This is a genomic window from Leuconostoc miyukkimchii (genome assembly GCF_019656055.1).
Classification (GTDB): domain Bacteria; phylum Bacillota; class Bacilli; order Lactobacillales; family Lactobacillaceae; genus Leuconostoc; species Leuconostoc miyukkimchii.
In genome coordinates, this window is the sequence record NZ_BPKY01000007.1 from 1 (window position 1) to 24,342 (window position 24,342).

At 36.6% G+C, this 24,342-nt stretch carries 31 protein-coding genes; 1 reads left to right on the plus strand and 30 read right to left on the minus strand.

Translation table 11 applies throughout. From position 1 onward, the window contains the following. Positions 1-145 precede the first annotated feature (145 nt). The 5 genes from K5Q13_RS07530 to gmk all read right to left on the minus strand — a co-directional run bounded on the left by K5Q13_RS07530 (position 146) and on the right by gmk (position 2,373). Positions 146-517, minus strand: coding sequence for a hypothetical protein (locus K5Q13_RS07530; RefSeq protein ID WP_220741081.1), 372 nt, complete (start codon positions 515-517; stop codon positions 146-148). Between the two features lie 10 nt (positions 518-527). Next, entirely contained in the window at positions 528-905 is a 378-nt protein-coding gene (locus K5Q13_RS07535; RefSeq protein ID WP_220741255.1) for a CvfD/Ygs/GSP13 family RNA-binding post-transcriptional regulator, read from the minus strand. 41 nt (positions 906-946) lie between these two features. Next, positions 947-1,456: a peptidylprolyl isomerase gene (locus tag K5Q13_RS07540; protein ID WP_220741082.1), complete on the minus strand. Its 510-nt coding sequence runs from the start codon at positions 1,454-1,456 to the stop codon at positions 947-949. Positions 1,457-1,552: 96 nt separating this feature from the next. Next, the gene (rpoZ, locus tag K5Q13_RS07545; protein ID WP_220741083.1) at positions 1,553-1,765 is read right to left on the minus strand and encodes a DNA-directed RNA polymerase subunit omega; all 213 of its coding nucleotides are present in this window, start codon (positions 1,763-1,765) and stop codon (positions 1,553-1,555) included. An 11-nt stretch (positions 1,766-1,776) separates the two neighbouring features. Beyond that, positions 1,777-2,373, minus strand: a complete 597-nt coding sequence (gene gmk / locus K5Q13_RS07550) for a guanylate kinase (RefSeq protein ID WP_220741256.1) — start codon at positions 2,371-2,373, stop codon at positions 1,777-1,779. A gap of 256 nt (positions 2,374-2,629) precedes the next feature. Between gmk and K5Q13_RS07555 the strand changes: the two genes are divergently transcribed. Next, positions 2,630-2,956, plus strand: coding sequence for a hypothetical protein (locus K5Q13_RS07555; protein WP_220741084.1), 327 nt, complete (start codon positions 2,630-2,632; stop codon positions 2,954-2,956). Positions 2,957-3,020: 64 nt separating this feature from the next. Here K5Q13_RS07555 and K5Q13_RS07560 read toward each other — a convergent pair whose 3' ends face one another. The 25 genes from K5Q13_RS07560 to K5Q13_RS07680 all read right to left on the minus strand — a co-directional run bounded on the left by K5Q13_RS07560 (position 3,021) and on the right by K5Q13_RS07680 (position 24,260). Continuing rightward, entirely contained in the window at positions 3,021-4,100 is a 1,080-nt protein-coding gene (locus tag K5Q13_RS07560) for a metaphase chromosome protein 1 (RefSeq protein WP_220741085.1), read from the minus strand. A 40-nt stretch (positions 4,101-4,140) separates the two neighbouring features. Beyond that, entirely contained in the window at positions 4,141-4,491 is a 351-nt protein-coding gene (locus K5Q13_RS07565; protein WP_220741086.1) for a hypothetical protein, read from the minus strand. A 268-nt stretch (positions 4,492-4,759) separates the two neighbouring features. Continuing rightward, a complete protein-coding gene (locus K5Q13_RS07570; RefSeq protein ID WP_220741087.1) occupies positions 4,760-5,350 on the minus strand; it encodes a hypothetical protein in 591 nt (196 codons plus the stop codon). Continuing rightward, entirely contained in the window at positions 5,351-5,764 is a 414-nt protein-coding gene (locus K5Q13_RS07575) for a DUF948 domain-containing protein (RefSeq protein ID WP_220741088.1), read from the minus strand. A gap of 119 nt (positions 5,765-5,883) precedes the next feature. Further along, on the minus strand, positions 5,884-7,440 hold the full coding sequence (gene rny / locus K5Q13_RS07580) for a ribonuclease Y (RefSeq protein WP_220741089.1): 1,557 nt from the start codon (positions 7,438-7,440) through the stop codon (positions 5,884-5,886). 95 nt (positions 7,441-7,535) lie between these two features. Next, the gene (gene smpB / locus K5Q13_RS07585; RefSeq protein ID WP_220741090.1) at positions 7,536-8,000 is read right to left on the minus strand and encodes an SsrA-binding protein SmpB; all 465 of its coding nucleotides are present in this window, start codon (positions 7,998-8,000) and stop codon (positions 7,536-7,538) included. A gap of 49 nt (positions 8,001-8,049) precedes the next feature. Then, complete coding sequence (gene rnr / locus K5Q13_RS07590) at positions 8,050-10,374, minus strand: ribonuclease R (RefSeq protein WP_220741091.1); 2,325 nt, start codon at positions 10,372-10,374, stop codon at positions 8,050-8,052. A gap of 73 nt (positions 10,375-10,447) precedes the next feature. Then, positions 10,448-10,684, minus strand: a complete 237-nt coding sequence (gene secG / locus K5Q13_RS07595; protein WP_281420538.1) for a preprotein translocase subunit SecG — start codon at positions 10,682-10,684, stop codon at positions 10,448-10,450. 99 nt (positions 10,685-10,783) lie between these two features. Next, positions 10,784-11,557, minus strand: coding sequence for a TrmH family RNA methyltransferase (locus K5Q13_RS07600; protein WP_220741093.1), 774 nt, complete (start codon positions 11,555-11,557; stop codon positions 10,784-10,786). Positions 11,558-11,626: 69 nt separating this feature from the next. Further along, entirely contained in the window at positions 11,627-12,538 is a 912-nt protein-coding gene (gene yidC / locus K5Q13_RS07605; RefSeq protein ID WP_220741094.1) for a membrane protein insertase YidC, read from the minus strand. 52 nt (positions 12,539-12,590) lie between these two features. Beyond that, entirely contained in the window at positions 12,591-12,860 is a 270-nt protein-coding gene (locus K5Q13_RS07610; protein WP_220741257.1) for an acylphosphatase, read from the minus strand. Beyond that, positions 12,841-13,947 (minus strand): sensor histidine kinase, encoded by a 1,107-nt coding sequence (locus tag K5Q13_RS07615; protein WP_220741095.1) that lies wholly within the window; start codon positions 13,945-13,947, stop codon positions 12,841-12,843. Before K5Q13_RS07615 ends, K5Q13_RS07610 begins: the two co-directional genes overlap by 20 nt. Positions 13,948-13,956: 9 nt before the next feature. After that, complete coding sequence (locus K5Q13_RS07620; RefSeq protein ID WP_220741096.1) at positions 13,957-14,646, minus strand: response regulator transcription factor; 690 nt, start codon at positions 14,644-14,646, stop codon at positions 13,957-13,959. A 97-nt stretch (positions 14,647-14,743) separates the two neighbouring features. Further along, entirely contained in the window at positions 14,744-15,289 is a 546-nt protein-coding gene (locus K5Q13_RS07625; protein WP_220741097.1) for a YceD family protein, read from the minus strand. 67 nt (positions 15,290-15,356) lie between these two features. Next, positions 15,357-16,532: a nucleotidyltransferase gene (locus tag K5Q13_RS07630; protein ID WP_220741098.1), complete on the minus strand. Its 1,176-nt coding sequence runs from the start codon at positions 16,530-16,532 to the stop codon at positions 15,357-15,359. Next, the gene (locus tag K5Q13_RS07635) at positions 16,529-17,287 is read right to left on the minus strand and encodes a class I SAM-dependent DNA methyltransferase (RefSeq protein ID WP_220741099.1); all 759 of its coding nucleotides are present in this window, start codon (positions 17,285-17,287) and stop codon (positions 16,529-16,531) included. The genes K5Q13_RS07630 and K5Q13_RS07635 overlap by 4 nt, the downstream gene beginning before the upstream one ends. A gap of 53 nt (positions 17,288-17,340) precedes the next feature. After that, complete coding sequence (gene rsfS, locus K5Q13_RS07640) at positions 17,341-17,712, minus strand: ribosome silencing factor (RefSeq protein WP_220741100.1); 372 nt, start codon at positions 17,710-17,712, stop codon at positions 17,341-17,343. 37 nt (positions 17,713-17,749) lie between these two features. Further along, positions 17,750-18,331 (minus strand): bis(5'-nucleosyl)-tetraphosphatase (symmetrical) YqeK, encoded by a 582-nt coding sequence (gene yqeK, locus K5Q13_RS07645; protein WP_220741101.1) that lies wholly within the window; start codon positions 18,329-18,331, stop codon positions 17,750-17,752. Then, entirely contained in the window at positions 18,324-18,962 is a 639-nt protein-coding gene (locus K5Q13_RS07650; RefSeq protein WP_220741102.1) for a nicotinate-nucleotide adenylyltransferase, read from the minus strand. Before K5Q13_RS07650 ends, yqeK begins: the two co-directional genes overlap by 8 nt. A gap of 16 nt (positions 18,963-18,978) precedes the next feature. Further along, complete coding sequence (yhbY, locus tag K5Q13_RS07655; protein ID WP_220741103.1) at positions 18,979-19,293, minus strand: ribosome assembly RNA-binding protein YhbY; 315 nt, start codon at positions 19,291-19,293, stop codon at positions 18,979-18,981. Beyond that, entirely contained in the window at positions 19,293-20,438 is a 1,146-nt protein-coding gene (gene yqeH, locus K5Q13_RS07660) for a ribosome biogenesis GTPase YqeH (protein ID WP_220741104.1), read from the minus strand. Before yqeH ends, yhbY begins: the two co-directional genes overlap by 1 nt. Next, a complete protein-coding gene (locus tag K5Q13_RS07665) occupies positions 20,428-20,964 on the minus strand; it encodes a YqeG family HAD IIIA-type phosphatase (RefSeq protein WP_220741105.1) in 537 nt (178 codons plus the stop codon). The genes yqeH and K5Q13_RS07665 overlap by 11 nt, the downstream gene beginning before the upstream one ends. Before the next feature lie 217 nt (positions 20,965-21,181). Further along, a complete protein-coding gene (locus tag K5Q13_RS07670) occupies positions 21,182-22,420 on the minus strand; it encodes a PTS sugar transporter subunit IIC (RefSeq protein WP_220741106.1) in 1,239 nt (412 codons plus the stop codon). Positions 22,421-22,511: 91 nt separating this feature from the next. Further along, on the minus strand, positions 22,512-23,507 hold the full coding sequence (locus K5Q13_RS07675; protein WP_220741107.1) for a D-2-hydroxyacid dehydrogenase: 996 nt from the start codon (positions 23,505-23,507) through the stop codon (positions 22,512-22,514). 150 nt (positions 23,508-23,657) lie between these two features. Beyond that, complete coding sequence (locus K5Q13_RS07680) at positions 23,658-24,260, minus strand: ATP-dependent Clp protease proteolytic subunit (protein WP_220741108.1); 603 nt, start codon at positions 24,258-24,260, stop codon at positions 23,658-23,660. Between the last annotated feature and the right edge of the window lie 82 nt (positions 24,261-24,342).

Consider the following 24,342-nt stretch of genomic DNA (forward strand, 5'->3'; position numbering starts at 1 on the left):
TATTATCTTACCACGCTCAGTTTCGCTTGTCAACTACTTATTTTTAGCTAACCGCTTTCTCTCTCGCGTCCTTCGTATCAGACAACTATTACTACTATACTCGCTTTTCAAAAAATGTCAACACTTTTTCTAAAAACAATTATCATTATTCCTCAAAACGCACAAAGGCAGTTGTTTGAAGTGTTTCAAGTAAATCGTGCAATTGATTAGCTGGGACAAACTCAAGATGATTATTTAACTCTTTTTCTATTGAGTGCATATCAGATACATCAAAGGAATATAGCGACATCAAGACATCATCGTTATCTTTGACACTTGTTAATTCACCTAACCGCCATTCGTTAAAATTAACCGGTCCCAGTTTTTTCAGTTCACGTAATACTGCTCCCAATGAAGTATCGTGATTATGGCGGTGCATTTTAGCGGTAAAAAAGCGATATGCGTCGCCGTCTTTTTCTACCAAAAAATATGGTAAGTTTTCTTTAACTGCAATTGCAGTTGCTGCAATAAGTGACATAATGCCTCCTCTACTTGTTTATACGTGATAATGCTTCTGAGATCCATTCATCACGATGATCAGCAATTGGTGCAAAACCATAATTGAAATAGTTATTAGTCCAAAAATGCTTTCTCAGATTCATGTTTTTAGATATATTTTGTGATATAAGCTTATTATCTTGACGTAATGACAAGCTGATCTTTCCTGTGTATTGCTCAATATCTAAGACAGTGACAACAACTTCTTGTCCAATTTGTAATTCTTTTTTTAAATCACGTACAATGCCTGTTTTACACTCTGATATGTGTATCAGACCTTGTGTTTTGTCGTCTAATATAACAAAAGCGCCATATGGTTTAATGCCTGTAATTCGCCCTTTTAACTTTTGACCAATACTGTACGTCATCATTTATTCCTCAGTATCTATTATAACAAAAAAGCAGACGTTTAGTCTGCAATTTCAATCGTTTCAATTTTAACATCTTCGCGTGGCTTATCAGACATGTCAACATTAACACTAGCAATCTTGTCAACAATATCTAAACCTTTAATTACTTGGCCAAACACTGTATGTTTGCCATTTAGCCATGGTGTTTCTTGACCCTGAACAATAAAGAATTGAGAACCATTAGTATTTGGGCCCGCGTTTGCCATTGATAATGCACCGCGAACGTTCAATAACTTTTCTGAGAACTCGTCTTCAAAGCTTCCACCCCAAATACTTTCTCCACCCATACCTGTACCATTTGGATCACCACCTTGAATCATGAAATCACGAATGACACGATGAAAAATACCGTTATTATAGTAACCATTCTGCGCATGAGTTATAAAGTTTTCTACTGTTTTTGGTGTAATATCAGCAAACAATTTAACCTGAATATCACCTTGACTCGTTTTGAATGTTGCAACTGGGCCATCGTAATTAATTGCATCTTTTTGTGGATAATCTGTCATTTTATGCTCCTTTTGATAATTGACAATTATTTATAGCATCCAATAGAAAAGCACCTTTCACACACAAAGTCGCGATCTGGTGCCTTATACCTACTATTATACTTGATCTTCTAAATCGGGATCAATAATTACATCACCATTTTCAATTTCTTCTAATGCTTGTCCAACTGACTTGTTAGAATTAAACTTTTCTTGAGTTGCTGGCAATCCCGCGTCCAATTCGCGTGCACGTTTTGCCCCCAATGAAATTAATTTGTACCGTGAATCAACTTTTTCTAGTAATTTATCAACTGATGGATATAGTAACATAGTTGTTCTCCTTATAATGTTTTTTCAAAAACACGTTTAACACGTAAACGTTCAGCTGTTATGATTGCTTTAATACGATCAACTGCCAAAACAACTTGATCATTTTCCACAGCATAATCATAATTAATCATTTGTTTTAATTCATCACGTGCAGCTGTAACACGTTTCTCGATAACTTCTTGTGAGTCTGTTCCTCTACCAACTAATCGTTCGCGAAGATTTGTTAAATCCGGTGGCGTTAAGAAAATGTAAACACCTTCAGGCATCTTAGATTTAACTTGTAAAGCACCTTGTACTTCAATTTCAAGAAAAACATCTCGTCCACTTGCCAAAGTTTGATCAATGAAACTTTTCGGTGTGCCATAATAATTGTTAACATATTGCGCATATTCTAACATATCACCATTGGCAATTTTTCCCTCAAATTCCTCCCGCGATACAAAAAAATAATCTTCACCATTTACCTCGCCAGCACGTGGCTTACGGGTAGTTGCTGATATAGAGTATTGAAAATCAATCCCATCTTCTTCAAAAATCGCTTTGCGTACTGTACCCTTACCCACTCCGGAAGGGCCAGATAACACAATCAATAAACCACGCTGAGTCATCATTTTTCCTCTTTATGTACTAATGTTAAATATTATACCGGCTTTCGACAATATATACAATGCTAGCATATTTTTTAGATTAGATTTGAATATTTGTTCCCATGGACAAATACTGTGGTTATTCACAAAATTCCTGTTTTAACAACAACTAATTACATACTATACTTCAAGAAATGGTAAAGAACATTCAAAAAATTTGCTTTTTTGAACATTTGTTCGTATGATGTAAGTAACTTATCGCTCAAGGAGCAAACAGATGCAAAATTATCTGATACAACATCCCCTCGAATCACAACTAAATTGGATTAGAAGTCTTATCAAGAGGTTCACAGCCCCTAAAAAGCAAGTTCCCCTAAAGCAACAACTTTCGGCTGACAGAATCATTGCTTGTTTAGAAATGGCCTTAAATACAGATTTTCCAGTAACGATACAGATCAACAATTCTCTTCTAAGTGAAGATGTCTCTAATATTTTTGGCTACATTTACCAAAACAATAACGGTCAATTGTTAGTTCAATCACCCAAAACACACGAAATGATTATTGTTTTACCTGGAACAATTCGTAATATTACAGTTTATTAACATAAAACTTTATAGTTAATGAATTTTTTAAACTTTGAGCATAGCGTTTTTTGATATATAAGATTTACCCTTGTAATATTTTTTCAAGTCTTTTAAAATCAACTTGAGACAATAACTGATTTAATGCGATAACATCAATATAGCGATCAATATCACTTGTTCCGCTCAGAATTTTACTTAACTTTTGTACAGCTTTTTTTTGACTTAAAAATGTTAAATACGATTTCACCTCACCGCCAATACCATCCAGACTCTCCCAAGTTGGATGCCAATATTTCAGCAAACTTGTCATTGCAAAAGTATTTAATATTTCGGCATCCCAAATATCGTGAGTTGCGTTATATTCTTTTGCCATACCTTCATGAAAAGCACGCAACATATTTTCAACATTTTCACTCACAACACCTTTAACTGATGATGACTTAAATGCGCGTATATATTTCTCACCATGCACCAGTTCGTTCTCAATTTCTGACACTGTCAAAACTGGAAAAGAAATTGTCTGACCGTCTGTTTTTAATGGTTTGATTTTTGCTTCTAATCCTCGAAAAGTTTCTGCAATGACTTCTATATTAAAATTATCATCCTGTTCATTTTCTATTAGAAATTTAAATTGTAGTTCATCAACAGCATTCGAATTTTTCATCATTAATGCAACATCTTTTCCCTGCCACTTGAAAAAATTAATGGCCAGAATAGTTCTCATAATCATTCGCCAAAAATTGATGTCGAATTTTGGAGCTTGTGCAACATAACGTGCATTAACATGACCCTCTTTGATCAAAAACTGTTGCATATCATATAGCACAGGCACCAGTAAAATGAAATAACGCCAATTTTTATCATCACTATTGACTAACGCTGCTTGCATAACCTCGTCAAGCTTTACGACAGCTCGCTCATTACTGGTAAATTGTGTAAATTGCTGATTTACCATCATTGCGATAACATCATCCAAGAAAAAAGATGCAACTTCAAATGTTTCTTTACTGTATTTACTATTATGTGTTAAATAATATCGTGCACGTAGAAAACCTGCAAAATCATTATAATCAAAATCTGGTAATTTATCCTTGGATACTAATTTATTTTTTTGTTGCGTATGCTTTATTTTTTTTATTTGAGCTGATTTGCCTTGTTTCATATTTTTAATTGTGTATAACTACACACTTGTCCCTTCATTATTAAATGCTTAGATCTAAACTATATTTACCATTACCAAATTCATGTAATTTAAATTGAAATACTTGTTCACCACGATCTAAATTAGTAGTTTTTACGGTTGCTTGTTGGCTACCTTCTAATTCGGCAATCTCAATAGCACCATTAATTGCCGACATCACTGGTGAAAATTCTTTTGTGTCTACAGAAACGTAAAATAGTTCTGCGTTGCCATATGTAGCTGATTTACGTAGTAAATTCACTGAAATTTTATACCGATTTGCATCAAATACAATATGATTAAAATTAAAATCATGTGCATAATGAAAAAGTGATGATAAAAAATCGTTTGGGTTAATCTTTTCTTTTGTCATGTTTATTGTGCGTTCGCTTTAGAACGTATTCCTTTAGAATGAAATTTATTATCCATACCATTGTACCCATAAACAGCGTTTCTTACCACCGCTTAGTAAAAAAACATTCGACAAATCGTTGAACATAACATTTTATCAAATAATTATATATTATTTGAGCTATAAAATTTGTTAGGGGATACAATCAACTGAATTAACCACACCAAATATTTAATATAAAAAAAGACCCAATATTGTTCGGGCCATCAATCTTTTTGAATTTAATATTTTATAGTGCATCATTGGTTTCGTCAACCTTATCAGAAACATCTTCCGATACTTTATCAACTGTTTGAGCTACTTTTTCTTTAGAATCTTTAACAGTTTCTTTAACATCGCTGGTGACATTCTCAGCTGTTTTTTTTGCATCTTCAGATAAATCTTGTACAGTTTCTTCTAGTGTGAGCTCATCTTGTGTTAACTCAATATCATCGTTTCCGAACTTACTACGTAGTCCATCTATTGAATCATGTGCCTTATCAACATAAGTTGTGGCAAAATCTTTTGCTTTATCAACATATGGTGAAGCTTGATCAGTTAGATTTTTAACATGATCAGCAGCCTCATCCAATGTCTCAGCATATTTTTCTTGACTCTTCAATTTTAGATCAGATGCTTTTCCTTTGACATTTTCAGTAACATCCCCAACTAAATCCGCTGTTGCATATGCTGCATCATATGCTTTATCACGAAACAGTTCGCCGGCTTCATTAGCCTTTGACTTTAATTCGGCCTGCTTATCCTTTGGCAAAGCCTTGAATGCTGCAATCGTTGCAGCACCAGCTAGAATTCCTGCTAAAAATACTTTCACTTTTGACATTTACTTTGTCTCCTTCTTAGATGATTTATTTGCTCTGTGTTTACTCATAGCTGCTTTTGCAGCTTGCTTTGCAACAGCTGCCGCAACACCACTGGCACCAAATCCTGTCGCTGCCTTGGCTGTTGAAAACTTAGTTGTAACCTTCTGAACTGCACTATTTAATTGTGAGACAGTATCTGACATTTCAGCTACTGCTTGTACGGTTGGATCTAATGCTTTTACCTTACCATTGACATCGGTTAACAACGTATTTGCATTCCCAAGTATTTCATTACTAGATCGAGCAATACTATCTACATCTAATGTAATAATATCTAAGGACCTCGTCAACCTGAGTAAAAATATGCCAATAAACAATACTAACAATAAAAAGGCAACGGCAAAAATAATAAGTGCTAATTGTCCTGGTTCCATAAAATCCTCCTAATATTTATAGTAAAACTCAAATAATTATTATATGTAATATGAAAAAGATGCTAGTTTCATATCATCTTATTATAACAAAAAAAGCTACTCAACGAGTAACTTTTTGCTTAGTGTGCATAATCTGTTGCACGTGTTTCTCTAATAACTGTAATTTTTACATGACCAGGATATTCAAGTTTTTCTTCTATATCTGTTTTAATATCGTGTGCAAGTACTGTTGCCTGTATATCTGTTAGCCTTGTTGGTTCAACAATTACACGAACCTCACGACCAGCCTGAATAGCAAATGCGATGTCCACACCCTCATATTGATTGGCAATTGCTTCCAAATCCTTCAAGCGTTGAACATAATTTTCAAGTGACTCACTACGAGCACCTGGCCGTGCAGCGCTAATTGCATCAGCAGCTGTTACTAATTCAGAGATAGGTGATGTTGCCTCAACATCACCATGGTGAGAAGCAATGGCATTAATTACCACTGGTTTCTCATTAAACTTTTCAGCTAAGCGGACACCCAATTCCACATGAGAACCCTCTACTTCAGCGTCCACTGCCTTACCAATATCATGTATTAATCCAGCGCGCTTCGCAAGCGCGACATCCATTTTAAGCTCTGCTGCCATCATTCCCGCAAGTTTTGCGACCTCGATTGAATGTTGCAACACATTTTGACCGTACGATGTTCGATAATTCATTCGGCCAATCATTTTAATCAAATCAGGGTGAAGACCTCGTAATCCTAATTCAAAAACTGCTGCCTCACCTTTTTCACGTATTGTTTCATCAATTTGACGACGTGCCTTTTCAACCATCTCCTCAATACGAGAAGGATTAATTCGACCATCTGCTACCAAAGCGTCTAAAGCCATTTTAGCGATTTCACGTCTAATGGGATCAAACCCACTCAAAACAACCGATTCAGGTGTGTCATCAATAATTAAATCAATACCTGTCAATGATTCTAATGTACGAATATTTCGACCTTCACGACCAATAATACGGCCCTTCATATCTTCGCTTGGTAAGTGAACAACAGACACGGTAATATCAGCTACTGCATCAGCAGCTGATCGTTGAATTGCCTGAACAATTATGTTTCTAGCTTTTTTCTCTGCTTCACTTGTTGCGTCTTCTTCTGCCTCTTTTACTAAGGCAGCACGTTGACGTACCAAACTTTGTTTCGTTTCACTTAAAATTTGTTTTTTTGCATCACTAGGTGTAAGTTGGGCAACTTCTTCCAACTTATTTTTTTGATCTGTTACCAAGTCATCTGCCAATGTCTTTTTTTGACTGGCATCATCCAACCGAAGTTGTACTTGATTTTCTTTTTGAATCAATTGTGCATCGCGTTGATTCAAGGCCGCATCTTTTTTATCGAGGTTCAGAATACGATCTTCAAGCCGTTGTTCTTGTTGCTGCAACTGTTTTTGACGATCTTTGAAATCAATATCCACTTGATTACGATAATCCTGTGCCATTTCTTTCGCATCAGTTTTTGCTGCGCGTGTTAAACTTTTAGCTTCATTGTTTGCTTGTTCAAGAATGTTAGCTGCAATTTTTTTCGTTGAAGTAATCTGTCGTTCATCATGCAATAAACGTAAATAATAACCACCACCGAGACCAATTACAATTGCGAAGAGCGCCGAAATGACTGTCACTACCATGAGTTCTTTTCCTTTCAGCTTGTGAAATTTTCGTACTTCACATATATTTAGTATATCTATAAACCGAGTTCAGGTCAATCAAAAAAACTAAACTTCTAATGTTTTAAACGTCTTCTCATATCGCGTTCTTGGTCACGTCGCTTAATGTCTTCTCGCTTATCATACTTTTTCTTACCACGACCAATACCAATTAATACCTTTGCAAAACCATGTTTTAAATAAACTTTCAACGGTACAATTGTAACACCAGCCTCATTTGCAGCTTTACTTAACGCAGAAATTTCACGCTTATGCAGTAGCAATTGCCGCGTGCGTAAAGGATCTACATTGAATTGATTTCCTTGCGCATACGATGCAATATTGACATTTGTTAGCCTAGCATTACCATCATGAATCGTTATAAAACCTTCGCCAATTGTTATTTGCCCTGCACGTACTGATTTTATTTCCGTACCTGTCAAAGCTATACCCGCCTCAAACGTTTCTTCGATTGCATAATTAAATCTTGCTTTTCGGTTTTGCGCTAAATATTTGGTCGTATTTTGATTTTTTTTGGCCACTATGTTAAACCTCCATGACAATTTAGCATACAGATTCGATTATACTGTATTAAAAATTTCGCTTTGAATCACGTTTTTGACCTTGTTTAGCATCTAATGGTCCTCGTTTTGGTTTTGGCCCTTCTGACTTACCACGACGCTCATTTTTACGACGTTCATCACGATTTCGACCGACACCAAATTTACCATGCGATTTTGAGGCAACACGGATTGCTGTTGTTGGTGCACTTTCTGGATCAATCAACATAAAATCAACAGAACGTTCATCTTTATTGACTCGCAAGACTTTAACGCGAACCTTTTGACCAATTTGGAAAATATGATGTTTTGAACGTCCAATTAAAGCTGCATGTGACTCATCATATTCATAGTGATCATCAGTCAAGTTTGAAATATGAACCAAACCTTCAACGGTATTTTCTAAACTAATAAATAATCCAAACTTCAATGCCGAATTAACGACACCATCAAACTCCAGTCCAACTTTATCAAGCATATACTCAGCCTTTTTTAAGGCATCAACATCGCGTTCGGTATCAATAGCACGACGTTCACGTGTACTGGTATCTTCACCGATTTTTGCTAACTTATCAGCATATTTAGCTTGCGATTCAGCATTGTATCCGTGCTTTTCATACCATTTAATTAAGCGATGTACTGTCAAATCAGGATATCGACGAATTGGTGATGTGAAATGCGTATAGTAGGAAGCGCCTAGACCAAAATGACCAACAGGTTCTGGTGAGTATTTGGCTTGTTTCATAGCACGTAACATCATAGTAGAAATCATTTGTTCCGCTGGATCTCCCGCAACATCAGCCATCAATTTTTGTAACATGCTTGGTGTTACCTTGCTTGGATCACCATAAACAGGATGTCCAAGTGCTTTTGAAAATTCAAAGAATGATTTTGCTCGTTCTTCATCCGGCGTTTCGTGCACACGGTACAAAAATGGTACTTCAAGTTTATCAAAATGCTCAGCAACAGTTTCATTTGCAGCCAACATAAATGATTCAATCATACGTTCAGCCGTGCCACGCTCACGTAATTTGATATCAATGGCTTTCCCCTCGTCATCAACAATTATTTGTGCCTCGGGTGCATCAAATTCGATTGCACCACGTTTTTTACGCATTTGATACAATATTTCATGCAATTCGCCCATGACTTTAAACATTGGTGTGAGTTGGGCATATTCTTCTTGTACGAATACATCACCCTCTAAAATCTTGTTAACTGCGTCATATGTCATTCGTGCATGCGATTTCATCACTGATGTATGCAACCGATGACTCACAATTTGACCTGTTGGACTAATTTCCATTTCAGCAGATAATGCTAGACGTATCACGTTAGGATTTAATGATGCAATACCATTAGAAATGTTGCGTGGTAACATTGGTATGACTCTATCAGTCAAATATACTGACGTACCACGTGTATATGCCTCAGCATCTATAGTAGAGCCTTCAGTTACATAATGAGATACATCTGCAATATGCACACCAAGATGATAATTCCCATTATCTAACTTCCATGCCACCACAGCATCATCAATATCCTTTGTATCTGCACCGTCAATTGTTACAAGTGTTTGCTCGGTAATATCCTCACGTCCAAGCCATTCCTTTTCTGGTACTTCTGCTGGAATCTTTGCCGCGTCATCTAACACTTCTTTGGGAAATTCACTTGGTACTTTCTTTGAATAGACAATTTGTAGAATGTCCATACCAGGTTCATCCTTATAACCTAGGGTTTCTGTGACGTGAGCAACTAGTTCACGTGGATGCGTTTTATCAGGAAAACGTGTCACTTCAGCAACGACAACCTGACCATCATTTGGTGTTAAACCATCAGAATTAATCAGAACTTTAAAATTCATTGCCTTTTTATCACTAATTTTTAGTTCCCCAATTATATTCTTAGCTTCCGATCCCAGTGAAAATGTTCCCACAATACGCTCAAAAGCATGATCTACAATTTTTTCGACTTTACCTTCAGGTCCTCGATCTGGAGAAGGCGATGGTTTTATAGTTGAAACGTAGACATTATCCCCCTGCATCGCTTGGTGTGTATTTTCTGGATTAATAAAGAAATCTGGCAGGTCATTGTCGTACTTAACAAAGCCAAAGCCCTTATCATTTGCACGATAATTTCCTAATACAAGTCCAGCGTTGATATTATAGGAATAACGACCTTCATTATCAATTGCGGAACCATCACGTACCAATGCAACCATTGCATTGGTAACTTGTTGATAGTCAGCTGCGGAATTCATTCGCAATCCATCAGCCATATTTTGCGTAGTAAAACTTTGTTGGCTATTTGATTTCAAAAAGCCATTGATCTGAGATTTTAATTGTTCAATTTCCATGTATTTATTCTTTCTAAATTTTTTCAAAATAAAAAGTCAGTCTACAAAAAGAGCAAACTGACCGTGATATTTTTTAATGTGCTGATAGATACATCAACGCAAAACCAATGACGAACCACAAACCGCCTAAAATAGCAGTTGCACGACGCATAACAGCCTCGAAGCCACGTGATTTACGTTCAGCAAACAGGTCACCTGCGCCACCTGATAATGCTGATAATGCATCTTGTTGTTTACTTGGTTGCATCATGACTGTCACAATGAGCAAAAAACCCACAACAATCAAAGCAACGGTGAGTACTTGTTCCACAGTCATAACCTCTTACTTTAAATCTTTAACCTCTATTATAGCAAAAAAGAAAATATCTTGCACGATAAATCATCTAATATAGCATACCGCTATTTTTTCTTAATTTCCGGCTACTAAACTAAACATGAGAATACCACCGGCAATGGCGACATTCAAGCTCTCTGCTTGTCCTTGAATTGGGATATACAAGTTAGCTGTTGTTTTTTGAGCTAATTCATCTGACATGCCTTGTCCTTCGTTTCCGACAATCAAAGCAAATTGTGTACTAGCTTGTATTTCACGATATGATCGTGCGGCATCGTTTAACTGCGAACCATAAACTGGCAAATTATTTGCCGTTAACATGTCCGTCCATTCATTTAAATCACCGTTTAGAACTTCTAAATGAAATTGTGATCCCTGCATTGCTCGAACCACTTTTGGTGCATAGGCATCAGCCGTTCCTTCTCCAAGCACAACACCCTTAAAGCCAGCAGCGTCAGCTGTACGCACTAGAGTACCAACGTTACCTGGATCTTGAATGCCATCAAGCAATAACCATGCACCATCATGTACATAACTTGGGTCAAAAGTTTTATCTGGCAATGAAATTTCTGCAAAAATACCTTGTGGCGTATTTGTACCTGCAATATGCTTAGCTACTTCTTCACTGATTTCAAAAGCTGGTACGCCATGAGGAACATCAGGTAAATGTGCTTGCATTTGTTCTTCTGTAGCCATAACAGCATGAAACTTAGCTTTAGCTTTCACAGCCTCTTCAACTAAATGCCAACCGTCTAGTAAATATGTGCGGTTTTCTTGACGGCCTTTTTTTGTTGCCAACTTAGCCCAAGCCTTCACACGATTGTTTTGATTTGATAAAATGCGATCCATTATTTTAATTCTTCCTGTCCTGTTAATAGAACTGATAGAAGTAGGCTAATTAATTGACCTACTTAAACTTTAACGCTGCTGTTTCCCAACATTACGTTGTTTTTTATTTTGTGTATCTGGTTTTTGCAACTCTTTTGAGTCACTAGGTGCACCATTGGTAATTTTTGAGTTGCTTTCTTTCATCAAATCATCTGCTGTTTTTTTGATTTTGAACTCACGTGCAACACGTTTTTCAAGACCAGGTCGCTGATAATGTTGAATTAAGGTCTGTATTAGTGCAAATATACCACCTACCACAAAATAAAGACCAATTGCCCCACTAGCAATCATAGCAAAAACAAAAATCATCACAGGGCTAATAAACATCATCATTGCAGAAGTTTTCTTCTGTTCTTCTGGCATGTGTTGCATAGCTAACCAAGCCTGAATCAAGTAAATTACACCTGCTGCAATGGCAAAAATAATTTGTGGTTTACCAAGATCAAGCCCTAAAAATGTTGCGCCTTTCAGTGCTGGAGCATGTAAAATTGCTGAATACAAGCCAGAAAAAATAGGTAACTGCATCGCCATAGTCAAGAAGGAAATACCACCAATCACACTGACATCGTTTTCGCGATACAATGACATCATGGCCATACTAGCCTGTTGTTGCTCTTGGGTTGTCCCAGCTTTGCGCGTTAATGCCTGCAGCTTATCAATTTCAGGTTTGAGCGTTTGCATTTTAATTTGATTAATAGTGGTATTAATCTGTTGATTTAAAAAGAACGGTAACAAGACTAAACGCAAAATAGCCGTGATTATAATAATTGCCCAGCCTATACCGTTTATTCCACCAATGAACTGAGCAATATCAGTCATAATGTTCGCTAACGGATGACCAAGCCAGCGATACATTTTACTGTGCTCATCATAGCCACCGGTGATTAAAATTATATCCAATATTACAAAAGCTGTTGTTAGAACACGCTTTAATTGTTTCATGATTTTGTTTTTTTCTCCTGTTTATTACAGAAGTCCATTATACCAAGATTTTTTACTTAATAGCAAAATTATTCGATTCAAACGGCCCAACTGCTTGTTTCACTACCTTATCAACACGACTATAAAATCCTGGACCCTGGGTAAGTTCACTAAGAAAAGACGACATATCAGCTTCATCACCCTGCGCCTTTATTTCAACAGAATTATCAAGCTTATTATGTACCCAACCAACAATACGATATTTATCAGCTAGGCGTTTTGTAAACCAACGAAATCCTACACCTTGAACAATTCCATAGACATTAATTTGGTAACTTTGTATCATATGCTTTCTCTCTATATAATGGCAAGCGTATTGTAAAGACCGAACCTGAACCCAGTGCACTTTCTATTGCAATTTCACCACCATAGGCATCAACCAAGCGTTGTGCGATGCTTAAACCTAATCCATTGCCACCCTTGGCACGCGAACGTGCCTTGTCAACACGATAAAAACGATCAAAAACACGCGCTGCATCTTCACTAGATAGGCCTTCTCCAAAATCTTGAATTCCTATTTCTACACGATTTGTTGTTTGTGATAATGCAAAATGAATTTCCTTGCGTGCTACTGAGTATTTAATCGCATTATCGGCTAAAATAATTATGATTTGTTCCATATGATCTTGACGTACTTTAACATTGGCAGCCTGTATCAAATCATCATCAAACGTAAACACAAAATCTGGGTGAATGAGTTTAAAATTATCAAATACACGATGTACAAGACCACCGATTTCAGTAACCTCTTGCACATTTTCGATAGGTATTTGTTCTGCACGTGTTAAATTAAGCATTTCGTTGATTAAAATTTCCATGCGTTGCATCTCTGCAAGGGAAGATTTTATTGAATCTTCCAAAACTTCAGGTTCATCTTTTCCCCAACGATTAAGTAAGTCCATATGGCCTTTAACTATGGTCACAGGTGTTCGCAATTCATGAGAAACATCTGACACAAACTGTTGCTGAGCAGCAATAAGACTTTGTATGCGATCAATCATACGATTCAAAAGATTAATTAAGTCGGAAAATTCATTATTCGAATTTGTGTTATTTGCCCGAATATTTGTCATCGGATCATCTTCAAAAGCTTCAATAGTGGTTTTTATGTATTTCACTGGCCTTAAGATATACCGTGTCAAAACAAAAGTAAACAAGAAAACTACTACACCACCTAAAATGACGCCTAACCAAAGATATTGATATAATGATTCTGGTAATTTTCCATAATAATTTTTAACTAATTCGGCTACAACAATTGCAAAGCCGGCAAATATAATAAAAAAACCAGACGCCATCCCCAATGAAAGCTGCCAGCTCAATGAGAAACGACGTGAGGTTTTTTCAATTGTTTTTATTTCCTTAGCCATCATATCTCATTAGCTACGCATAACATAACCAGTACCACGAACTGTCTGGATATAAGATGCTTTGCTTTCCGGATCATCAATTTTATTACGTAAGTATCGAATATACACGTCTACAACGTTAGTCTCAACTTCTGAATCAAATCCCCAAACTTCTTTTAACAACTGTTCACGTGATTGAACGACATTAATATTTTCTACCAAGGTGAGCAATAGATCGTATTCACGCTTAGTTAAATTAATAATTTGATCATCACGACGTGCTATGCGGTTTTCTTTTTCAATACGTAAATCTTTAAAATTAATGATTGAACGGTGCTTATCATTTGATTCCGTTTCAATTGCAATTCGACGGAGTAATGAACGGATACGCGCTAACAACTCTTCGATTGCAAATGGCTTAACTAAGTAGTCATCTGCCCCATAATCTAGCCCTGACACACGGTCAATCACTGAGTCGCGTGCTGTCATCATGATAATGGGTGTCTTCTTAGATTCGCGCAAACGGCGTGCAACTTCTAAACCATTTAATTCAGGCAACATCAAATCAAGTAAAATAACATCGTAGTTATTTTCTAGTGCTGCATCTAATCCAGAACGACCATCTAGGACAGTTTCAACTTCATAGCCTTCATGCTTGAGTTCAAGGCCTACGAATTTTGCTAAATTTTCTTCATCTTCAATAATTAATACTTTGCTCATTATTTTTCCTCGACATTTAGATCGGTCAGTACCGATTACAATTTGTTATTACTTCTCTATATTTTAGAGTAATTTCTAAATATTTGCAAGTATTTTCTCATTCTTTGAAAAAATCATCTAATTTAGCCAACCTAGGGTCTAGATCTGCCTTACTTTCACTTTTTTTCTCATTTTCAAATGTCTCTTCACTGATAACGTGCCAATCATTTCCAGAAGGAAGTGTCTCATTGTCTCTTTCTTCCGGCGTTAAAATTTGTAGTGGCAGTTCGGCAATAATACTATCAAGTATAGCCTTGTCAATATCAAGTGTTTCATTTTCTAACACAAAAACCGGCTCAGTTTCCTCGAAATTTTCTAATCGCTGCGCATCCTCGATATATCGTTCATCTATTATAAGATCGACATGATGTATAACAGGTGTCAAAGACCGTGAGGATGGTACCGTTATTTGTCCCTCAACTGTCATTTGAAGATTTAAATCATCATTATCTTCATATCGAATACTGCCTTTAACTTGCAATGGTGATAGCGCTAATACTGTTCTTGGAAAACGTTCTTTTGCAATGTTTTCTATATTTAGTTCTTCATCAAATGTTAACGCGTTTTGACGATATTTTTGAAGTTGGTTTTTATTATATTTCATCTTGCCTCCTAAAAGTTAGACGCTTAAACGCCTTTGATGGTATCCAATTTTTACAGTAATAACTGACTCACTTATTTTCAACATAAATTGGTCTACGTGTGACATCTTGTTGCTGTCCAGCATCATTTGCCAACATTTGCCATAGCTTTCCCGCTTTAAAATCTAGGCGCAAATTCGCTTTAGCCAAATTCTGATCAACCTTACTAATCAAAGGTAATGTCGTTGTTTTTTTAACGCTATTTAAATATTGTTGTCCAGCGTCAGTAAATCCCAAAACACGTAAATAAGGATCTTGCATTGCTGCTTGCATCTGGTCTACCTTGACATTCAAAAGTGTGTACAATAATGTACGTTGTATGCGGGCAAATGTATAGCGCTTTGATTTTACTGATTTAATAAAGCTTTGATAACTTTGGGGTCCTGGTTCCCCTAACATGACCCCAGCCAATCGATGTTCCAATCCTTCAGCCATTTGGTAAACTTGACCCAATTGACCTGTCGTATCTGTTATTATACGATACTTCAACAATGTCCAAAACTTTTTTTCAAAATCTATTGTGTTATTTGCAAAGTTCACGTCTTTTAACGTCATTTCTGGTACGACATTTTGAATTTTTTCTAGTTTCCCTTTATGTAAAGCTAAGCGAATTGATGATGCAGAAGCAATTGATTGATCGGCAGAAAACATTTTGTCATGATATCCTGCTGCTACTCGCTGTATCGCATGTAACTTCATATCTACTTCTAATGCTAAAACAGCTTTAGCATATCCAAATGCTAAAATATCATTTGGATCCTCCAAAATAAATCCTGTCTCTGTTGCCAATTGTTTAGCATAAGCACTGGCAAAAGTTTGATTTTTTTCTTGAATATTTTTACCTTCTAGGACACTCGGTGCTTGTTTTGCTAGTGACAAAAAATCAACGTCAGCATGTTCACTACCAAAGACTAACTCTTGTATACCTAGTGCTGCAAGTAATTTAACTGCGCCTTCGGCAAATATATGGCTTGGCTGTACAGCATAAAAAGTAGGCAACTCGATTACTAGATCAACGCCATTTTCTAATGCCGCCTGCGCTCTTGTCCATTTATCAAAAAGCGCTGGTTCGCCACGCTGAACAAAATTACCAGACATGACTGCCACAACAACATCAGCACCTGTTTCTTTTCTAGCTTGTTGTATATGATAAATATGTCCATTATGAAACGGATTATATTCCGTTACTATACCTACTGCTTTCATGCCTTCACCGCCTTAAAAAACCATCGCTCTGTCGTATCATTAATTTCCTTGTGTCCAAAATCGGCAGAAATTGTAATATTGGTGAAGCCAGCTGCTAATAACTCTCGTTGATAAATGTCTAATTGATACGTTTGCTCATGATGAATTTCTCGTAAAATTTTAAAACCATCAATTGATTCATCGTATACAAAAAACTTTAAATCATGGTCAACACTATCTTTTTCTTCTCCCGGATAACTTGTCCACATGAAAATATTATCTTCATCATCATCATTGTTATAAAAATAGTTGTCGTATAACACATTCACTTGATAAGGTGTTATCACATCAAATAAAAATTGTCCACCGGTTTCAAGATGTGCATGAACTTGGTTAATTGTCGCTTTAAAATCTTCTAAATTAGGTAGATAATTCAGCGCATCAGCAAAACTGACAATCGTTGGGTAACTGTACTGCCAGTCAGACCATTCCCGCATATCTGCTTGTAGTAAGTTTACGTCAACATCAGCCTCTCTAGCGTGATCTTGTGCCAAAGCCAACATTTCGGTAGAAATATCTAACACATCAACCTTGTATTTTTTCTGTGATAGCAAGACAGCCAGTCTACCAGCACCACCACCCAAATCTAGGAGCCGTCCTGGTTTCGTATTTTTTTCAACATACGTCGCCCATGATTGATACATATCATCATTAAATAGTTTATCGTATTTTTCGGCAAATGTTGAATAATTATTTTGTATATTTTTGTTAGTCATATGCTTTATTTTAACAGAAAAAAAGATGAGCCGTTGCCCATCTTTTTTTCTGTTTAATCTGTTACAAGTAGAGGCGTTAAATCTACATATGGTGCATCGTTCCACAAACGTTCTAAATTATAGAAATCACGTTGTTCAGTAGAAAAAATATGTACAATAACATCTCCTAAATCAAGCAATACCCAATCAGCAGCTTGAAAACCTTCAATCAGTTTAACAGTGCCACCAGCTTCTTGAATTTTATCTTTAACTTCTGTCACTATTGCCTGAACTTGACGATTTGAGGCTGCATCAGCAATAACAAAATAATCTGCCATTAAACTCACTTGTCTCATATCTAAGGCAACAATATTATTAGCCTTTTTACTATCAACTGCAATCACAGCTGTTTCTAATACTTGTTTTGCATTTAATGCTGTTGTCAAAATTTTTTCCTATACTTTCTTCATTTAACTGATTAATTCATACTTTATCTAACCAGTAATTATACGTTGTAATACTTTTCGGGTAAATTCGTGTTTCTTTTTGAACCAATCGCTGCACAGTGTGAACAATTTGATACCTCACACCTGCTGATAACGATTGATTCGTTAATTCACGCGCTACTTTCACTCCCGGAAAATCTCTCCCAACTTCAAGATAATCGGCCATAAATAGTACCTGTGATAATTTTGTCATTTCTGATGCACCACCAGTTGTGTGCTCTCGAACTGCATCCAAAATTTCTAAATCTGTAATTCCTAATTCGGATTTGATCATTTCAGCACCGACAATACCATGCCAAATATAATTACCCCAATGCGTTAAATCAGGATCCATATTCATTGCCCTAATGACACTTAGAAAATCAGCATCAGGTCGCTCTTTAGCATAGTCATGTACTAATGCTGCAACCTCTGCTTTATCAGCATCCACACCATTTTCAGTTGCTAATTTTATCGCATAATCGCGCACACGCAAAATATGTTGAAAACGATAATCAGATAACCCTGACGCTACTTTTTCTTCTAATTGCGCAATACTGCCATCAAAATACTTAGTCATATAATCCTCGATACAAATTATACTCTGCTATAAACAATGCTTCTCGTTCCGGTACGAGATAATTAATACTCTGCTTCATTCGTAACTTTGTTCGAATATCTGATGAAGTAATCCGAATATCTGGTACATCAACCCACAACATCGGATAATCTGATAAATGTTTTTGATTACCACGAACGCCAACAGCAAAGGTAACTAGCTGAGACAATGCTTCAATATGATCCCATGTTGATAATTTTTCAACCTTTTCACTACCAATTATGAAATAATATTCATTTTCTGGATGTGTTTCAACAAGTTCACGCATAGTTTGATAAGTATAAGACTTACCGCCATTGTGTACTTCAGTCAGTTCAATATCAAAAAACGGGTTTCCCATGATGGCTGTTTTAACTAACTGCACACGATTAGAAGGTTCAATTGCACTAGCATGTGTCCCATCAATTGGTTGCGCATTCGGCATCCAAAAAACTTTTTCCAATCCAAGCTTTTTACCAACTGTTTCAGCTAAAACGAGTTGACCAATATGTGGTGGATTAAAAGTACCACCAAAAATACCAACACGTTTTTTAACTTGACTTGGTTGCGTTTCTAACTGTGATTGCGTTGAGCTTGTATACACACCATTCATTGATATTACCGCCTAACTAGATTTTAGCTAATTCAACTGAGATTCTCTTGTATTTATCTTCTTGTGCTGGCAAAAACAAAACTAATGTTCTACCAATTGTTTGCGCCACCGTAATATCTGAATGAGACTCGATGAAATCTGCAACATTCTTAGCTGATTCTTCTGCGCTTTGCTGCAAACTAATTTTCACTAATTCGCGTTTTGAAATAGCTAAAACCAATTCATCAACCCATACTTGAGTTAAACCATTTTTTCCAACCGAAAAAATTGGTGAAAGCGTATTTGCTTTCGAACGTAAAAATCGTTTTTGCTTACCTGTAAGTTGTAACATTAAATCATTGCCTTTCTAATAAGAACAGAAACACCCTGTGGTGCCCATCCAGATACTTTGACACCAGCAGGTATAGAAATCCAACCTAAACCTGCAAAAACAACATCACTTTTTTCAGTAATATTAAATTCGTGTTTAACCAATTCCGTTGTGTCTGTTATTTTTGGTGAAGGTGTGAGTAATTCGCCAGCATGTTTCGTATAAAAGTCATCTGCTTTAGATAGTTTGGTACGATGCAAATTTAAATTATTTTCAAAATATGCTGTGATAGAAATACGTTCACCTGATTCAAAATCAAATCTTGCCAAACCACCAATAAATATTGTTTGTTCTGGATTTAATTGATAAATTCGTGGTTTAATTTCATTTTTAGGTAACGCGTATTTTAAATCTTTATCAGCTAATACATGCGCAATTTGGTCACGCTTGATAATACCTGGTGTATCAATTAATTGTTTGCCATCTGCTAACGGGATTTCGATTCTATCTAACGTAGTTCCTGGAAAGCGAGATGTTGTAATCAAATTTTGAACACCAGTTCCTGATTTGATAATCTGATTAATCAACGTTGACTTACCAACATTTGTAACCCCTACTACATAAACATCACGCCCTTGACGTGAAGCATCAATCACATCTAACAAATCGTCAAGATTTTGTGGGTGTGTCGCTGATGTTAAGAAAATATCAATTGGTTTGATACCTTGTGATTTTAATTCAGACTGTAACCAGTTTTTAAGACGATTTTTATTAAGTAATTTTGGTAGTAAATCAACCTTGTTAGCAACAACCAAAATAGGATTGTTTTGACCAACAAATCGTGGTAATCCAGATATTTCTGATCCTGTCACATCGAAAACATCTATGACATAAACAATCAAGGCTCGTGAGTCAGAAATTTGATGCAAGAGGTTGGCGAAATCATCATCTGTTAATTCAACTGGTTGAATTTCGTTATAATGACGTAATCGGAAACAACGACGACACAATAATTCTTCACTTTCAATCGATTTTTTTAATGCACTAAGCGGTAAGTATCCTGCTTTTTCAGAATCTACTACCTGCATAATCGCTCCGCAACCTATGCAACGTAAGCCATCATTTAATTGTTCTTGAACGTATTCGTCCGTTATTTCAGTTGTCACGCAATTTCTTCTCCCATTTTAACTGTGGATGTGATCGAAAAACAATTTTTTTCACTTGCTTTTCAATACTTCGATTAATCCACGTCTGCCACATATCTGATTCAATCAATCGTTTTACGAGAACACTACGTACACCGGCACTATGCGCAGCCCAAATATCGGTCAGCATTTGATCTCCTACCATGATTACCTCGTCACGTTTCAAATGATTCGTACGCAAAACGTGTAGTATACCTCGTGGTAAAGGCTTTAGTGACCAGGACACAAAAGTAATCCCAAGTGGTTTAACAGCTTTGGCGACTCGTTTTGTTGTATTATTAGACACAACAATCACTTCGATATTACCATCACGCAAATCCGATAGCCACTGTTTCAACTCGGAGGTTCCCTCCGGATTATTCCATGCAAGTAATGTGTTGTCTAGATCTGCCAACACAGTTTTAATGCCGTGTTTTTTTAAATCTTCAACTGTTAAATCATATATTCGTTCAACCATATAGGTTGGCGTAAAGTGCTCTAAGCGCATTAAGACCATCATCCAATTTATTTATTCTATTTTATTATACACTACTATCAGACTAAATATATCATAACTCTCTATTTAAGACGACAAATTACCTATTCCGATATAATCAATACTTTAATTTCCATGATAATATTTGGATATAGAAAAAAGCAACTGTTTAGTATGCTTAAAGATAATCTCTATCTCATATACCAAAAATTGCTCTATTAAAAATATTTTATAATTCTTGTTGGAAATCTGATGGTTGATACAATTTCAATAGTTTGCTAAAGACATATTGTGCGATAAATCCTGCAACAATCGGCACAATCAACCAAGCAACAACTGCAACGATTGGGTTAATGAAATGATTCATGACATTAGCCGGAACATTTGGATCCTTAACCATTGATTGAATAGGTGAAACTAAGCCGATATAACCGAAACCAGCTGTCGTTGGTGTCCCCTGAATATTAAACAATGCAACAGGAATTCCTGAAATCGCTGCTGTTAATAAAAATGGTAACATCGTCACTGGCTTAGCAAATACAGACGGCATCATGCCTTTCATGGCACCCAATGCAATTGCTACAGTCACTCCAGGCTTATTAACGCGCCATGAATTAATGAGTAATACAACAGTGGTAGCAACAACACCCATCGCTGCTGCACCGGAACCAATTCCTGATAGAGAAATCGCTAAAGCGATTCCAACTGTTGAAACTGGTGTAATAATAATAATGGCAAAGGCCATCGCAATTAACATAGCCATAGGTATTGGTGCAAGTTTAGTAAATGTCTCTACTAAGTTGCCAATCCAAGTTGTCACATCACCAACATATGGGGCAATTGTCTTACCGAATAGACCAACACCGCCACCAACAACTATTGGACTTAAAATAATTGCCACAGAACCAAAACCTTTGAGATAGCGTGCTACCAACCATGTAACAAACACTGCTATAGCGGCAACTATCATAGCATTAATCACATCACCAGCACCGCTAGCAATATATACATTAGCTGGGGCTATTGATTTGATACCTGTTACTGGGTTTGTGAATCCAACTGGGGCTTGTGCCCAGCGAATTGAACCAGAAGCGGCCGCAGTAGCGACTGCAACAACACCCACATCCAAGCTCTTCATTTTAAATTGAATAGCCACAGCCATTCCAATCAAAAAAGGAATAAGTGACGTAAATAACGTTAGAATTGCACTCAAGTTAGCACCGAATGTTGTCGTTCCTAGACCAGAGTATTGAATAATATATTTCATTACTGCGGAAGGTAAAACACCAATCAATATACCTTGGGCCGATCCTGATAACACCTTAAAGAAAAAGTCTTTTAGCTTTAACTCTGTTGAGCCACCAAATGTTACTGGCACATTTTCCGAAGCTTTTCTGGCGTATTCTGCATTGCGCACAACTTGTGATTCTTTTGTGGCCCATTTTTGACCATCTGCTTTAATACTCATAATTTTTCCTTATTAACCCTGCTTTAAACAGTTATCTGAAAGTTGAAAAACAATTAATCAAACATAATAAAGCATGAGAACTATTTGTTGGTTAGTATTTAACGGCAATGGCTGGTGTTTCACCATTAGCAAATGCAACAGCTGCATCCATTGATTGGTGCACCATTTCAAGTACAGCTTTCGTTGTATAGAAAGCTGTATGTGGTGTAACCAAAACATTTTCACGTGCAATCAAATCCGCAATTTTTGCATCAGGAAATTCCTTGTTAGACCAATCTTCATTGAATAGGCCGACTTCTTCTTCGTATACATCCATTCCAAAATCAGAAATTTTACCAGAATCCAGCCCAGCAATAATTGCGTCAATATCCATCAAATTACCACGAGATGCATTCATGATAACTACGCCATCTTTCATCTTTGCAATTGCGGTCGCATCGATCATATGGTGGTTTTCAGGAACACCTGGTACATATAATGAAACAGCATCAGCTTGCGCATATAACTCGTCCAATGTATCAACATATAAACCTTGCTCAGCAATTTCTGCATTAGGAAACTTATCAAATGCAACCACTTTTGCGCCAAATCCTTGCAAAATTTTAATTGCAACACGACCAATATTTCCTGTTCCAATAACACCAACTGTCTGCATTCGCATCTCGCGACCAATTGTTGGTGCCCAACGCAAATCATGCTTTGCGATTTTGGCATCAAGTGCCTTTGTACGACGAAGCAATCGTGAAAGTTGAATCATCGAGTGCTCTGCAATAGCGTTAGGTGAATACACAGGTACGTTTGAAATGTTGAAATTAAAAGCCTTTGCTGCTTCAAAATCAATATTATCAGTACCCACGTTACGTAATGACAAGTTCGTCACACCAATCTCAGCTAAAGCAGCTAATGTCTCACGCGTATAGTCCAGCTGTTGATATACAACGGCTGAATCAGAACCGGTAGCCAAAACTGCAGTTTCAGGTGTTAATAATTCTTGTGTGTAATCAACCTCAACATCTGAATGGGCTGACTTCCAATCCTCAAGTGATGGTTTTTCGTCATCACGAATGCCGTAAGCAAAAATCTTCATAATATCCTCCAAAATTTATATTGCTCCTTAATTTTACCCCATTTTGTGCAGTTTTGCACGTAAATAAAATAATAATCCACAACTTTCCTATAGACAAAAAAATTTCCTAGAAAGTTTATTTAATCTAGGAAATTAGATGTGCCAATAATTTTATTTCGTAATAGGTTTCTCGCCAGCTTTTGATAAGATACCATCAATAAAACCATATGCTAAGGTTTCTTCGGCACTCATCCAATTGTCTCGTTCTGTATCATGTGCAATTGTTTCTAAATCTTTATCAGACGCATCGGCTAAAATCTTGTTCAACTTAGCACGTGTTTTAGTTAACTGTTCAGCGATAATAGCCATATCAGTTTGCTGTGTGCCACCAACAGCGCCACCCATCGGTTGATGAATCAAATATTCAGCGTTTGGTAGCATGAAGCGATGACCTTTTTCACCAGAACTAGCAATAATTGTTCCCATTGAAGCAGCCAATCCCATCACGATAGTTGTCACTGGTGCCTTAATAAAATTCATTGTGTCTGTAATTGAAAGACCGGCAGTAACTGATCCACCGGGCGAATTAATATACATTGAAATTTCTTTGGTTGGATCTTGTGCTTCCAAAAATAGTAACTGTGCAACAATTGAGGTTGCCATACTGTCTTCAACTTCACCTTGAACCAAAATAATACGATCTTTTAACAAGCGTGAAGGCAAATCATAGCTTTCACGTCCATTAGCTGTTTGTTCAATAACTCCTGGCCACATAATTGTTAGGCTCCTTATTTTTTAGATTCTATGACACTAGATTGTGTCACACAAGTCTTCATACAAATACGCATTTCCAACT